This is a genomic window from Acetobacterium malicum subsp. dehalogenans DSM 11527, assembly GCF_000472665.1.
Taxonomy (GTDB): Bacteria; Bacillota; Clostridia; order Eubacteriales; family Eubacteriaceae; genus Acetobacterium; species Acetobacterium malicum.
Genome location: NZ_AXAC01000043.1, coordinates 1 through 14,954, shown reverse-complemented (window position 1 = coordinate 14,954; position 14,954 = coordinate 1). Strand labels below are relative to the sequence as shown.

Sequence of the window (14,954 nt, the reverse complement as noted above, 5' to 3'; positions counted from 1 at the left end):
TTAGTTATAAACTGTTTTGCTCAGTTTCCTGGCTTCATCCGCAATCCAGCCGTTGACTTCCTGAACCTTTCGATCAAAATAATCCAGCGAGGTAATCATCCCGTTGAAGATAAAACCGCCGTTGGGTGCAAGTCGGTTAAACGTCTCACGAACCGCTTCGCGGACCTCTTCCTCATCAACCACCGGCCAGGTGCTGGGCATTCTGAATTCAAAACCGCCGTTGATAGCCAGTTTTGAACCATATTTTTGCTTCATTCCAACTAGATCGTTTTCAACCTGAGCCGGATCCCAAACGTTTACCCCGATATCCACCATCGCTGGGATCAGATCTTCGCAGCGTCCGCAGTTATGATAAAAAATTGGAATGTTTTCATCTCGGACCAGATCTAGGCATTTTTTATAACGGGGCACCAGGATTTCTTCAAATAACTTGGGCGAAATGAAGGGATTGAGTTTTGATGCCGTATCATCCAGCAGATAATAACCTTCCGGTTTATAATAATGAAGCAGGTTTTTGGTGATATAAAGAGAGTGCTCCAGCATGTAATCAAACAGCTCTTCAACCTCTTCCTGTTCTTCATAAATGGCACAAAGCCCTTCGGTGAAGCCCATAAAGCCGATAAACTGCTGAAATAAATCGGCGAATCCGCTGATAACGAAGGCGGTTTGGTCGGGATCCTGGATGTATTTTTTACGGTCGGCCTTAGCCGCGGCTTCCCAGTCAAATCCGCGGTAGTCCGGGGCTTTGATCACGTCCCGCCATTTGGTCACATCGGTCAATATAAAATCATTGGGTTTGGGCAGGGCGGCAAAGTTAATTTCTTCACCGGTTACAAAGGTGACACCCCAGGGATCGACGCCACCACCAGGTCCTCTAAATTCGCCAAGAATACAGGGATCTGCCATGGTGATCAGGGGTGCATCAGGGCCGAAAAATGATGATACCGGCACGTATTCCGGCATTTCCCCCCGGGCTACCCGCAAAAAGTTTTCTTTTTGAGTTAAATGAGCTGTCATGTTTTCCTCCTTCAGACATTGAATTATAATCAAGTTTAATATTCAATATCGATTTTGTCAACACTTTTGTAATAATAATTAAATTTACTATAATATCGTTTTCAAACGCCAAAACCCTATTGGATAGGCTATGGAATTACACGATTCCTACAAAAAATGAAAATCACTCAATGTGATGAAGTGGTTTTAGCTATTTATGAAAAGGGGATATTAAATATAATTAAAAAATGATCCCTGAGCGAGTGTGGTTCGGAGATGGGTGATTCAAGCATTGCTGAACCAGGATGAGGATTGATAAAAAATACGGCAAGCGGTTGTATATGATGCAAACATGGCATATAATTTATAAAAAACAGAAAAACGGATAAAAATTGTCGGTGCCGTTGGTAAGACCCGGTTATTGATCGAATAAATTAGAAAAAAGAGGTAACAATGAGAAGTTCGTCGGACCATTTTCAAAGTATGTTCAGATTTTTAATCAATGTCGTGTTAATTTTACTGCAATTGACGATCATCGGATTAATTATTCTGCAGTTTTCCGAAGATGCGGTGTATGCCTATTGGTTAATTGAGGGGTTGGCTATTTTTGTGGTGCTGAATATTGTCTATCGAAAAAAAACAGCTGCCTATAAAATTTCCTGGATTATTTTTGTGCTGGCCGTTCCGGCGGTGGGGATTGTGCTTTATTTTATCTGGGGACGGCAGCGGGTACCCCGGAAATCAAAAAAGAGATGGGATGAAGTCAATCAGCGGACCTTTTTAAAACTTGAACAAAACCAGGCAGTTTTTGATTCCATTAATGATAAGGGGATCAAAAAACAAGTTGAGTTGGTGTACCGACTCAGTGATCTGCCGGTTTGGCAAAATACCAAAACAGAATATCTAAAATTGGGAGAAGAGATGCATCGGGCCAATCTGGAAGCCATTAAAACCGCCGAAAAATTTATTTTTCTGGAGTATTTTATTGTCACCGCCGGAAAAATGTATGATGAGTTGATGGCGGCACTCTATGAAAAAGCTGCAGCTGGGGTGGAAATCCGGATGATGGTTGATGAAATGGGCAGCCTCTCGACGCTCCCTAAAGATTTTTATAAAAGCTGTGCTGCCCATCACATCAGGAGCATTCCTTATAATCCCTTATCGCCATCGTTGTTTAAATTTATCAGCTTTCGCGATCATCGCAAAATGACCATTGTCGATGGCAGAGTGGCCATCACCGGTGGGATTAACATCGGCGATGAGTACATCAACGAAAAAGTCCGGTTTGGCCATTGGAAAGACATGGCCCTGCGTTTGGAAGGGGACGCAGTTTTCAGCCTCACTACGATGTTTATTAATATGTGGGATTATTCCACCGGGGCGGTCTCGCCACTGGACGCTTTTAGGGGGACAGTCACCCCGGAAGTCGGAAATGAATTGGTAATGCCATTTTGCGATGGGCCGATGAATACCAGAAATCCGGCGGTTAATACCTATATGACCCTTTTTGCCAATGCCAGAGACTATATTTATATTACTACCCCCTATCTGATTCTTGATACCGATCTGACTAACTGTATTTTGTTGGCCGCCCGTAGCGGTGTGGATGTGCGGATTATTACTCCCGGTATTCCCGACAAGAAATTGGTTTATGCCACCACCCGGGCCTTTTACGGCGATCTGTTAGCTGAGGGAGTCAGGATCTATGAATATTCACCGGGCTTTGTTCACGGAAAGGTGTTGGTGAGCGATGATCAGGTCGCTATCGTGGGTTCTATCAATATGGACTATCGTAGTCTGACCTGGAATTACGAATGCGGAACCTGGGTTTCTGGTTCGCAGACGGTGCTGGATATTAAGGCCGATCTGCTGGATTGTATCAAGGTAAGTCGCGAAGTATGCTATTCTGATTGGGAAAAAACCACCTTTATGAAAAAGGTGGGGCAGTCGGTTTTAAGAATTATGGCACCATTAATGTAACCACAGAAGGGGAGGGATTTTGATGAAAATAGCAGCTATTCAAATGAAAGTCGCATTGAAGCAGATCGAACAGAATTATAAAAGTGCCGAGGCCTGGATTCGCAAGGCTGCTGCCGCTGGAGCTGATGTGGCCGTGTTGCCGGAAATGTGGAGCGGCGGATTTGTTACCGATGATCGGGCTGAGCGGCTGGCAGATATCGATGGACAGCGGGCCCAGGCTTTTCTGAAAAGACTGGCTGGGGAATTGAAGATCAATATTGTCGGTGGTTCAGTGGCGACAAAAAAAGGTGCGGGTTATTTTAATACCTGTTATGTAGCTGATCGGCGGGGACACATTATTGCCGACTACGATAAAGCCCATCTGTTCAGTTTTGCTGGCGAGGATAAGCGCTTCAGTGCTGGCGATCAGCTGGTTACCTTTGCGCTTGACGGGGTACCCTGTGGGGTCATCATCTGTTACGAGATCCGTTTTCCCGAATGGTCCCGAAAACAGGCTGTAGCCGGAACTGAAATTCTTTTTGTCCCCGCCGAATGGCCTTTGCCCCGGGTTGGCCACTGGCGGGTTCTGAACCAGGCCCGAGCGATCGAAAACCAGATCTTTGTGGTGGCCGTCAATGGCTGCGGTGAAGCCGTCAAAGATCAGCAGAATGCCGGAAACTCGATGATTATTGATCCGCTGGGAATACTACTGGCCGATGCCGGAACCGACCCGGAAGAAAAGCTGATCAGCGCCGATATAAACCTGACGGAGCTGGACAAAGTCAGAAATAACATGACCGTTTTTAAAGACCGCAGAGTAGATCTGTATTAGTTTTTTTGAAAATTTAATCAGGATAACAAAGTAAATTACAAGAGACTCGTTAGACTCGTTACCAGGTAGCGGGTCTTTTTGTATGGCTTTAATTAAAATAAAATAATCGGTTTAAACCTCCGGTGATGGGGTAAGATGACCATATAAGAAGTTGGAATAGACGATTTTGGAGCGATTCAGGTTGAAGATTCGCGAGTTAAATTGGTTGGGATAATCGATTTCAAAAGGAGGTTGCGAAATGAAAGGGATTCGAGAAAGAATCTTTAGTGGGCTGCTTATTTTCAGTGTCTGTATTAGTCTGATGCCAATGGGTGTCATGGCCGAAGATTCAAATATAAATACCAGATTGGACGAGAATGAAGAGATAGGAATAATTAATCAAAGTCAGATCCTTGATGCCGGGGCTGAGCTACCAGAAATTTCGACAGACAGCGTTCACTCAGGGGATTATTGGTATGATGATATTGCCGGTGGTATTAAAATTGTAGCGTATACTGGCAGTGGTGGAAATGTCGATATCCCATCAATCATTGATGGTAAAATCGTATTGGAAATTGGTGCGGATGCTTTTAAAGAAAAGAGCACCTTAACCGGCGTCAATTTACCCAACAGTGTCACGGTTTTGGGGATGCGTTCATTTTACAATTGTCCGAACCTGGATTCGGTTTTTTTAGGTAACGGATTAAGTATCATCGGAAATGGTTCATTCTGGGGAGCCAAGGCGTTGACCAGCATCATTATTCCCAGTTCAGTCACGTCGATCGGCTATGCCGCCTTTGCCAATTGTGATGCCCTGACAAAAATTACCATTTTAAACAGCTCGCTATCCTTTGATGGGCAGGTCTTTGGTACAATTCCACACCTCACTATTTACGGGTATTCCGGTTCTACTGCAGATTCCTATGCATATGCCAATACCCGGCCATTTGTATCGCTACCATCTTCATATGTGGATAGCTATTATTCTACCCATGTCCAAAATGTGGGTTGGCAGAGTTCAAAAAAGAATGGCGAAATTAGTGGTACTGTTGGACAGGGCTTAAGACTGGAAGGGATTAAGATACTTGTGGATAACAGTGAAGTAAATGTGGTAATCCAGTATCAGACCCATGTTCAGAATATCGGCTGGCAACCGATGGTAAGCGATGGCGCACTGAGTGGAACCACCGGCCTGAGCCTGCGGCTGGAAGGCATTCGCATTGAGCTGGATGGTGTGGATGTCGGTAAACATGATGTTTATTATCGCGTCCATGCTCAGAATTATGGCTGGATGGACTGGGCCAGGAACGGCGAAAGTGCTGGAACCGAAGGCATGGGCCTGCGGCTGGAAGGGATCCAGATCATGGTGGTGCCAAAAGATTCGGCCGCCCCGGGTTCAACCGCCCACCCTTTTATGAGCAGTTTCAATTAGGCGAAATGATCAATGAAATAACGGAGCTCAGATTGGAGAATGTGGCTGAATGCAAACGATTAACAAAAAAAGAATTTAAATAATTTATTTTTTTTAAATAATTGTGTTATTTATGATAAAAGAGGGTAAAAACTATATCGTAGTGATATCTGTGTAATTTCATACCAGTTGCGGTGTGATGTACACAGCAAACAATTCCAATTGAAAGGAGGAATAGTGAAGTGAAAAAAATGTCGAAATTGATGGCTTTGTTGCTGGTTGTGGTGATGGTGTTAATGCTGGTACCTGTATCAGCCTTTGCTGCGGAAGAAGTAGTGGAAGAACCTACGCTTGTTGTTTTAGAAGTTGAGGGGGCGCCAGTTGATGAGGTGTTAAATACCGCGGTTGAAACGCCGGTAGTAGAAACACCAGCGGTTGAAGCGCCAGCGGCGGTTGAACCAGTAGTTGAAGCTCCTGCAGTGGAAACACCAGTTGCCGAAACACCAGTTGCCGAAGCACCAGTTGTAGCAGTTGCTGAAGAACCAGTAGTTGCAACCGCAGCTGATGAAGGAACCATTGAGGTTAAAGCAGTTCCAGCCTTGGGTTTATGGAGAGACGCAGTAACATTTATTGATGTACTCCTGAACACTGTCGGCGCTGACTACTCGTATGATGCAGTAACCAATGCCTTGACACTCAACAATTTTGTTGGAAAACAAGTTGAAGCAGCTGACATGGGAAGTAATTTCTCCATGATCTTAAAAGGCACGAATGTCATTGCAAATGCTGATGGTTGTGCAATTGATGTGGTTGGAAATCTGACCATGGGTGGAAGCGGCGAATTGACAGCAGTCGGATCTCAATCTGCAATTCATGTAATGGATGGCGATCTGGTCCTGAACGATGGCGATTATGAACTGTTTGCCATTGGTAATGTTGGCGATGTTGCAGCTGTTGACGTTGAAAATGGCGATTTAATCATCAATGATGGTTGGGTTGATGCTGAAGCAGTTAATATGGGAACCGGCGGAGCCTGGGGACTTTGGGCAGATAATGATCTGGTTATCAACGGCGGAGACATTGATGTCATGACCGATTCAGTCAGTGGCCAAAGCATGGGTATTGGCGCCGGCGATGATACGATCGTTAAAGGTGGATATACAACTGTTAAATCGACCACTGAAACTGGCGTAGCAACTGCATTGTATGCAGGCAGCTGGGTTGTTATCCGAGATGGTATCCTGGATCTTTGTACTCAAGGCGGAGTTAATCCTTTAGCTATCTATGGCGCTGAAGGCGTTTGGATCAGCCCTTGTTACGGAGATGTAGATCTTACCGCATCTTGTTTATACCTGGAACCATATTGTGGTTGCCATTGGAAACATAGTAAATCTGACAACCCAAAAACTGGTACTCAGGACATGGCTTCAGATGCATTAATGGCTACAATGGGACTATTAGCACTGATGGGTATGGCTTATCTGATCAGCAAAAAAGAAATCAAAGGATAAACACACACTATTCACAAAGAAAAGCGGTGCGGCAGACTAAAACCAATGGTTTAAGCTGACTTCACTTGTTATTAAAAAAGAACTCCGATTTCTGATCGATTCGAAAAGAAAAGATTAGAGAAAGGAGTTCTTTTTAGTTTTGCCAAAAAGCCACATCAATCGGTAAAATATTTCATTGACATCGATTACTGGGGTGGATAAGATTAACATGAGAAAAGAAATCGGTGATTAAATTTAGAAAAATAAAAATATTTATGTAAGAGGGATGTCAATGGATGCAAATGATCGGACAAAAGAACGGCTGGCCAAAGGGATAAAAACGCTGATGGTACATAAACCTTTAGATAAAATAACCGTTAAAGAAATTGTAGATCAAAGTGAATTAACACGACAGACATTTTATCGTTATTTTCAGGATAAGTATGATCTGGTTAATTGGTATTTTGATAAACTGGCCCAACAATCCATCAAACAGATGGGGATCAGCCTTACTTTGGAAGAAGGATTGACTCGAAAATTTGCATTTGTTCGGGCGGAGAAAGATTTTTTTACGGCGGCATTTAAATCCAGCGACTGTAATTCAATTTTTGATTATGATTTAAAGCTGATTACAGATTATTATACCAACCGCATCGTCCAAAAAACCGGGAAACCGCTGGAACCGGATGATCAGTTTTTATTGGATATGTATTGTCAGGGCTCTATGGATATGACATTTAAATGGGTCATTGAGGGCATGATCATGGAGCCGGCGGAGTTTGCTAAATTGCTGATTGATGCAATTCCTGAAAAGCTCAGACACTATTTGTTATTTTTGTAGATTAATAAGAGTTTTTATAAAGCCAATTTTTATCTGATTGTCGGACAAGATCCATGATATCGGATAACGATTGGTTTTTTTATGTCACAAAAGTGACAATGTTCTCCAAGTGTCATTTTTGTGACACTTGAAGGCCGGTGTCAATTGAATCTCAACAAGGATTTGATAAAATAGACAAGAAAATGTAACTGTTTACAGTTGCGAAAAACTTGGAGGTGCTCTAAATGGCAAGAACCTATTATTTTCCACCAGTTGTAATTATGGAACCCGGTGCAATCGAACTGATCGCTCCGGAAATTAAAAGAATGAACGTGAAAAAGGCTTTAGTTGTTACTGATAAGGTCCTTATTGAAGCCGGGATTGTCCAGGAAGTATTAAACGTGCTGGATAGTGCTGAAGTGGCTTATGCGATGTTTTCCGATGTTAAACCAAACCCCACGGTTACCAATGTCAATGCCGGTCTTCAGGCCTTACAGGATAACGAATGCGATTTTGTCGTCAGCATCGGCGGCGGATCGCCTCAGGATACCGCCAAGGGGATTGCCATACTGGCAACTAATCCTGGAGATCTGCGGGATTACGAAGGGGTTGGCAAAACAGCCAATAAATCTCTGCCGATCGTGGCAATCAATACCACTGCCGGGACCGCCAGTGAGGCGACTATTAACTATGTTATTACTGACGAAGAGCGTAAATTGAAGATGGTTATTGTTGATCCTAACTGTTTGGCCACGGTTGCCGTCAATGATCCGAATTTAATGATAAAAATGCCGAAATCCTTAACCGCAGCAACTGGGATGGATGCTTTGACCCATGCCATCGAAGGATACACTACCGCAGGTGCTTCCCGATTTACTGATTTATTTAACCTGGAGGCGATCAAGGCGATCTCTGGTAGTTTAAGAGAGGCAGTCGCCAATGGCGAAGATGTGGAGGCCCGGGATGGGATGGCTTATGGTCAATTTGTCACCGGTATGGGCTTCTCCAACGGTGGCTTAGGAATCGTTCACTCCATGGCACATCAGCTGGGTGGCTTTTATGATCTGCCTCATGGCGTCTGCAATGCCATTCTGCTGCCTTATGTTGCAGCCTTCAATGCGGATTCAGTAGGCTATCGTTTAACAGCAGTAGCTGCGGCAATGGGCGTTGATGTTGCATTTAAAAGTCAGGAAGAAATCAACGAGCTGGCCATTGAAGCGATCAAACAATTGTCGAAAGATGTTGGTATTCCATCAGGACTTAAAGAAATTGGCGTTAAAGAAGCAGATTTCAGCGAACTGGCTGATCTGGCGCTGGCCGACATCTGTACTGGCGGAAACCCCAAATGCCCAACAAAGGAAGATGTAATTGCTATTTACAAGGCAGCTTTTTAAACTGCTTTATATTTCGAAGATGGACTTGGTAAGGGACACAATCGGCGTCAGCGGCGGAAGTGTTGAAGAAGATATGATTGTAGCCCAGGCGGGATTAGACGTACTGTAGAAAAATAGGTTCGATCATTAAGGAAAAGAGGATTTATCCCGATGGGGAGGAATCCTCTTTTTATTAATCAAATCAAAAAGATTGTGATTTGCCAGATAAAAATTATCCGAAACGATAACAGGATTTATGATATTATTAGAAAAACGATACATTTTTTTCAATCAAAAGGGTATATAGTGAAAAAGTACCGGTAAAAATGCGAGACAATTAAAAAGGGAAAGGGGGAAACCCATGAATGACAATTTTTATCGATCAGTAGTTGAACACTCTCCGGTGGGGTATGCTTTCCATAAAATTGTCTGTGATGAAACAGGTAACCCCTGTGATTACGAATTCATCGAAGTTAATCCGGCCTTTGAAAAAATGACGGGGCTTATTGGTGCCGATATAATCGGTAAACGAATCACCCGGGTTTTGCCGGAAATTGTCAATGACACCTTTGATTGGATTGGATTTTATGGAAACATTGCCTTAAATGGTGGCGAAAAAGAATTTGAACAGTTTACTGCAGCTCTTAATATCTGGTGCCGGGTTACCGTTTATGCCCCAGAAAAGGGCTTTTTTGCCACTCATTTCGTTGATATCTCCAAAGAAAAAACACAATTGGAGGAGTTGAATAATTTTTTCGAATTGAGTCTGGACTTTTTATGTATCGCCGATATGGATGGGCATTTTGTTAAAGTGAATAAGGCTTGGGAAGAGGTGTTGGGTTATACCAATGAAGAGCTGACCCGCACTAAATATCTGGATTTTGTTCATCCCGATGATGTGCCGGGAACCCGGGAAGTTATGAACCGTCTGAATGAACAGAATCCGGTTGTCAATTTTACCAATCGTTACCGGGCCAAAGATGGCAGCTATCACTGGATTGAATGGAATTCACGGCCCCGGGGAAAGCTGGTCTACGCAGCAGCCCGGGATATTACAAATCGAAAAAGACTGGAACAACAGTTGGAAAAACGGATGCTGGAACTAACCAGACCCTCAGAAGATGTCGGTGTTATTGATTTCAGCGAATTGATCGATTTAGAGACGATGCAGAAATTACAGGATGAGTTTTCTGATGCCACTGGTGTAGCATCGCTGATTACCTTAACTGATGGTACGCCGATTACCAGACCCTCTAATTTTACCCGGCTTTGCCATGACATTATCCGGGAGACGGTAAGGGGCTGTGAAAACTGCCAAAATTCAGACACGGTCATTGGCGCTTATTCAACGGATGGTCCGATCATAAAAAGCTGCTTAAGCGGAGGCTTGTGGGATGCCGGAGCAGCCATTACCGTTGGTGGCAAGCATGTGGCAAATTGGCTGATCGGCCAGGTGCGGGATGAAAATTTGAAAGAAGAACAATTGGCAGCCTATGCCCGGGAAATTGGTGCGGATGAAACCGAGGCAGTATTGGCATTTCAAGAAGTTCCCCAAATGTCCCTCCAGCGCTTTGAGAAAATTGCGAAACTATTGTATACAATTGCTAATCAGCTGTCAAATTTGGCCTTTCAGAATTTGCTGCAGGCCCGTTTTATTAATGAAAAACGGCGGATTGAAACAGAAATGCTATATCTCAGCTATCATGATTACTTAACTGGGCTTTATAATCGCCGGTATTATGAACAGGAACTGGTAAATCTCGATAAAAAAGAAAATTTGCCATTAACGTTACTGCTGGGAGATGTCAATGGACTAAAAATAATCAATGATACCCTGGGACATCTGATGGGGGATGAGCTGCTGATCAAGACCGCCCGGATTATCAGCCAGGTGTGTCGTAAAGACGATATTGTGGCTCGGCTTGGTAGGGATGAATTTATTGTGATCTTACCAAAAACAGAGGGTCAGGTAATTGAAGTAATCATCCAAAAGATAAAGAAACTGGCGGCAGCGGAAAAAGTTGGCGGACTGGATGTTTCCATTTCCTTTGGATATGAAACTAAGAGAAAAGAAACAGAAGATATCGAAGAAATTTTTAAGCAGGCAGAAGATGACATGTACCGTCATAAGCAATACGAAAGTGCGGCGATGAGAGCCAGACAAAAATGAAAAACCCACCGTGAAAAACGGTGGGTTTTTTACGGACTAAACCGAACGGACTATTATGGTCGAAGCAGTTTATTAAACCTCTAAATGGCGGGGATAGTTATAATCCTTTTCCATATTCAAGAAGGTATAACCTTCCTGCTGAAGCGTTTCAATTACTATTGGCATCGCTGCCCGGCTGGAGTCTTTGAGTTCAGCATGAGACAAAACAACGGAAACATCATTTTCCCGACAGCCTTCAATAATCATCTGGGCAATGACATCACTTGATGGCGGATCAGCACAGCCATCGCCGGAAGAAACATTCCAGTCGCTGTAATTCCAGCCCCGGTCAACCAGGCCTTGAACACAGGCTTCATTGGAGTTTGTTGAACCGCCTGGAAAACGGAAGACGTGGCTGGTTTGGGTTTGACCGGTGATTGTTTTTTGGTATTGATCCAGCTCATCGACATCAGCAAAAAATGCGTCCGGGTTATTATAGAGACCGTAGTCGTGACTGCTGGTATGATTGGCCAGGGTATGGCCTTCATCGACAATTCGGCGATACATGGCTTTGGCATTGTCGTTGTCGTGAAGAGTGGTAAAAAAGGTGCCTTTGGCGTCATACTCATTAAGCATATCGAGAAGCTCATCAGTATTTTCACTGGGGCCATCATCAAAGGTTAGAAAGACAACCTTGATGCCGGCCGTGTCACCACTTCGCAGTCGGGACTTTATATCAGCCAATGGATCCGCATCATTCGTTGCTGTTGCGGTATTGGTTTTGGCACTCTGATTGTTATTATTCACAGTTGCTGTTTCGGCTTTAGGCGCATTGGATTCAGCTGAATTAGCAGCCGAAGAAGTCTGGAGGATTTGTTTTTGAGTGTTGAAAAGCTCAGTCATTTTTGTCATTAAAAAAAACAAAGACATGATGATCATGACAATAAGAATAAGACTCATAGCAGATAATGTCAGGAAACGGGGTAAGTTCTTTATTCTTAATTTGGGGGTGGTTTTCTTTCTCATTGTTACCTCGAATTTTTCACAAATCAGATCTAAGGTCCAGCATCGCCCATGCTGACCCGTCTAAAATTGATTGTAGCAGAAAATCATATAAATGTGTAATTTATTTCTCGTTTTTAAAAAAAAAATTTTTAAAATGCCTTACCAGTGAAAGACCGATTAAATAGAGTGAGGATAAGGGACAAGGCAGGTTAATCGAATCAGAAAAAACGGTTGCAAACTTTAGCATTTGCTAAGAACAGGGTTGAATTTAAACCAAGCTTATGATAGCCTATTTTTATTTGAAGGAGAAGGCCGATGGACATTAAATTAGTAGTCAACCAGATGCTGGAACTGTTTTTGATTCTGGCATTAGGATATATTGCCGCAAAGAAAAAGGTTGTCAGTCCGAATTTTGGATCACAATTGTCAAATTTTATTTTAAGCATTACCCTGCCATGTATGATGCTGGCTTCGGTGGCAACGATGCCTGCGGATAACGATAGTAAAGACATAATGATGATGTTTATCATCTCAATTCTTTTTTATGTGGTGATGCCGTTTGTTGCCTATTTTATTGCCAGAATACTGATGGTAAAAAAAGAAGATCGACATTTATACATGTATATGACGATTTGGTCTAATGTCGGTTTTATGGGCTTTCCGGTGATCGCATCAATTTTCGGAGAAGGCGCAATTTTTTATGCCACGATCTTTAATCTGATTTTCAATGTGAGCAACTTTACCCTTGGGATTATGCTGATGTCAAAGGAAGGAAGAAATGCCCTGGATTTCAAAAAGTTTTTATCCCCGGGGATGGTATCTTCAATTGCTGCCGTTATCATGTTTGCGTCCCACCTCAAATTGCCGGAACTGCTCAACGATACCTTAAAAACCGTCGGCGCCACCACCACACCGCTAGCCATGATTGTCATCGGTATCGCCTTGTCGGGCATTTCGGTTAAGAGTGTTTTTACTGAGATCCGGCTTTATCCCTATGTGATCATCAAACAGATTATGCTGCCCTTGCTGGCCTGGGCAATTTTAAAAAATGTGATTGTTAACCCCTACTTATTGGGAATCATCATTGTCATTATTGCCATGCCGGTAGCCACATCTTCGGTTTTGTTTGCCAACCGCTATGAAAATAATGTCGCCTTGGCGACTAAAGGAGTATTTATTACGACTCTGGCTTCGGTGATCACGATTCCCTTGATCAGTTATCTGCTGATGTAAGTGAACGGGACTGATTTCTGAAATCAGCCAGGCCAATTTAAAAGTTAAATTTATTTAAATAGGAGTTTTGCCATTGGTATTTGAGAAAAGGCTATATTTATACGAAAAAATGTGCTAGAATGGTTAATAATTTAGTGAGGACTAAAATATTCTCACAGAAAGCGGAGAAATTGAAATGATCGAATTAACAGAAGTATTGGATCTGGCAAATAAAAGTGGGTTTACCAGAGCAGCTGAGCTTGAAGTTTCCACGATTGATTTAAATCCGGCAGTCCGACAGATGTGTGCTGACAACAAGTGTCAGATCTATGATACCAACTGGGCCTGTCCGCCGGGTTGCGGAACATTGGACGAATGTGGAGCAAAGGTTAAAAATTATAAATACGGGGTGATTGTTCAAACCACTGGCGAACTGGAAGACAGTTTTGATTTTGAAGGGATGGAAGAAACCAAGGAAAAACACAACGCCAGCTTTGATCGGCTGGTCGATGACTTGTTTGAGATGAAAGTCGACATACTGCCGTTGGGCGATGGCTGCTGTTCACTATGTGATAAATGCACCTACCCAGATGAATCGTGTCGCTTTCCCGAGAAGGCATTCTCATCCATGGAAGCCTTTGGGATACTTGTCAGTGATCTGTGTAAATTAAATAATCTAGATTATTACTACGGACCGAACACCCTAACCTATGTTGGCTGTGTGTTATTTAATTAAAATAAGCTGGGGTTGAAAACCTCATAATTTAGGTTGGAAAGTTAAGTGCTCCTCCTATCCCGTCGATAGAATCGCCAGTCGGGATAGGAGGAGTTTTTGGTCTTTGATGCGGGGTGAGATTTTGAGTGGCTCAGAGATGATTTGTAAAGGGCGTTAATTTACTAATTAGTAAAAAATAACTTTTTTATAAATAAAGGTTGACATAAACTTTAAATTGATTTAAAATTTGTCTAAGTCAAGGATAGAAAAGCGATATGCCTAGAGAATTTAGGGCCAATGGTGTCGGCAGATTGATGTAATCGCTGTCACTAGCCGGGGATGATTGTTTGGACCCGATTAGGGAAATGCTCTGAATTAATTGGAAAATTAGTGGTTGCACGCACACACGTGAGATCGTTAATGCAAGCGATATCGGCTTGGTATCACAAATAAATTGGATATTAAACAGGAGGAAAAAACATGTCAAAAATTGAAGAAGTCAAAGCAAAGGTCGAAGCCGGAAAGTCGAAACTGGTCCCCGGACTGGTCCAGGAGGCTCTGGACGAAGGTAGTGCCCCAGGTGAAATTCTCCAGGCAATGGTCGATTCCATGGGCGTGGTTGGGGAAAAATTCTCCTCCGGCGACATTTTCGTCCCAGAAATGCTGATTGCTGCTAAAGCCATGTCAAAAGGCGTGGAAGTNTTAAAACCGCTGATGGCCGGCGACGGTTCNGCCTCACTGGGCACCTGTGTNATCGGTACGGTGGCCGGCGATCTTCATGACATCGGTAAAAATCTGGTTTCGATGATGATCGAAAGTGCCGGTTTTGATATGGTTGACCTCGGTGTGGATGTTCCGGCCGATACCTTTGTTCAGGCGGTTAAAGATAACACCAATGTCAAACTGGTGGCCTGTTCTGGTCTGCTGACCACGACCATGCCAGCTTTAAAAGAAGCCGTTCAAACCATTAAAGCGGCTTACCCGGATTTAAAAGTCATTGTTGGCGGGGCTCC

General features: G+C 43.3%; 12 protein-coding genes. 10 read left to right on the top strand and 2 right to left on the bottom strand.

Annotated elements, in window-relative coordinates; genetic code table 11:
• Nucleotides 1–1,017, bottom strand: a complete 1,017-nt coding sequence (locus A3KS_RS0115085; RefSeq protein ID WP_035356463.1) for a uroporphyrinogen decarboxylase family protein — start codon at nt 1,015–1,017, stop codon at nt 1–3.
• A gap of 432 nt (nt 1,018–1,449) precedes the next feature.
• On the opposite strand from A3KS_RS0115085, the gene cls reads away from it, so the two are divergent.
• The 7 genes from cls to A3KS_RS22785 all read left to right on the top strand — a co-directional run bounded on the left by cls (nt 1,450) and on the right by A3KS_RS22785 (nt 11,030).
• Entirely contained in the window at nt 1,450–2,976 is a 1,527-nt protein-coding gene (cls, locus tag A3KS_RS0115080) for a cardiolipin synthase (RefSeq protein ID WP_026395607.1), read from the top strand.
• Nucleotides 2,977–2,998: 22 nt separating this feature from the next.
• The gene (locus A3KS_RS0115075) at nt 2,999–3,787 is read left to right on the top strand and encodes a carbon-nitrogen family hydrolase (RefSeq protein WP_026395606.1); all 789 of its coding nucleotides are present in this window, start codon (nt 2,999–3,001) and stop codon (nt 3,785–3,787) included.
• 238 nt (nt 3,788–4,025) lie between these two features.
• Nucleotides 4,026–5,198 (top strand): leucine-rich repeat protein, encoded by a 1,173-nt coding sequence (locus A3KS_RS23600; protein WP_051355923.1) that lies wholly within the window; start codon nt 4,026–4,028, stop codon nt 5,196–5,198.
• Nucleotides 5,199–5,419: 221 nt separating this feature from the next.
• Nucleotides 5,420–6,688, top strand: coding sequence for a hypothetical protein (locus A3KS_RS23930; RefSeq protein WP_026395605.1), 1,269 nt, complete (start codon nt 5,420–5,422; stop codon nt 6,686–6,688).
• Between the two features lie 271 nt (nt 6,689–6,959).
• Complete coding sequence (locus A3KS_RS0115060; protein ID WP_035356461.1) at nt 6,960–7,508, top strand: TetR/AcrR family transcriptional regulator C-terminal domain-containing protein; 549 nt, start codon at nt 6,960–6,962, stop codon at nt 7,506–7,508.
• 224 nt (nt 7,509–7,732) lie between these two features.
• Nucleotides 7,733–8,881, top strand: coding sequence for an iron-containing alcohol dehydrogenase (locus A3KS_RS0115055; protein ID WP_026395603.1), 1,149 nt, complete (start codon nt 7,733–7,735; stop codon nt 8,879–8,881).
• A 340-nt stretch (nt 8,882–9,221) separates the two neighbouring features.
• A complete protein-coding gene (locus tag A3KS_RS22785; RefSeq protein WP_051355922.1) occupies nt 9,222–11,030 on the top strand; it encodes a PocR ligand-binding domain-containing protein in 1,809 nt (602 codons plus the stop codon).
• Nucleotides 11,031–11,102: 72 nt separating this feature from the next.
• Here A3KS_RS22785 and A3KS_RS0115035 read toward each other — a convergent pair whose 3' ends face one another.
• Nucleotides 11,103–12,035: a polysaccharide deacetylase family protein gene (locus A3KS_RS0115035; protein WP_026395602.1), complete on the bottom strand. Its 933-nt coding sequence runs from the start codon at nt 12,033–12,035 to the stop codon at nt 11,103–11,105.
• Nucleotides 12,036–12,329: 294 nt separating this feature from the next.
• Here A3KS_RS0115035 and A3KS_RS0115030 point away from each other — a divergent pair, with 294 nt between their 5' ends.
• From A3KS_RS0115030 to A3KS_RS0115020, 3 genes are all read left to right on the top strand, one after another.
• Nucleotides 12,330–13,247: an AEC family transporter gene (locus A3KS_RS0115030; protein WP_026395601.1), complete on the top strand. Its 918-nt coding sequence runs from the start codon at nt 12,330–12,332 to the stop codon at nt 13,245–13,247.
• 175 nt (nt 13,248–13,422) lie between these two features.
• Nucleotides 13,423–13,962, top strand: coding sequence for a DUF2284 domain-containing protein (locus A3KS_RS0115025; RefSeq protein WP_026395600.1), 540 nt, complete (start codon nt 13,423–13,425; stop codon nt 13,960–13,962).
• Nucleotides 13,963–14,421: 459 nt separating this feature from the next.
• Nucleotides 14,422–14,954: cobalamin-dependent protein (locus A3KS_RS0115020; protein WP_026395599.1), on the top strand; the 533-nt coding region annotated here is incomplete at its 3' end.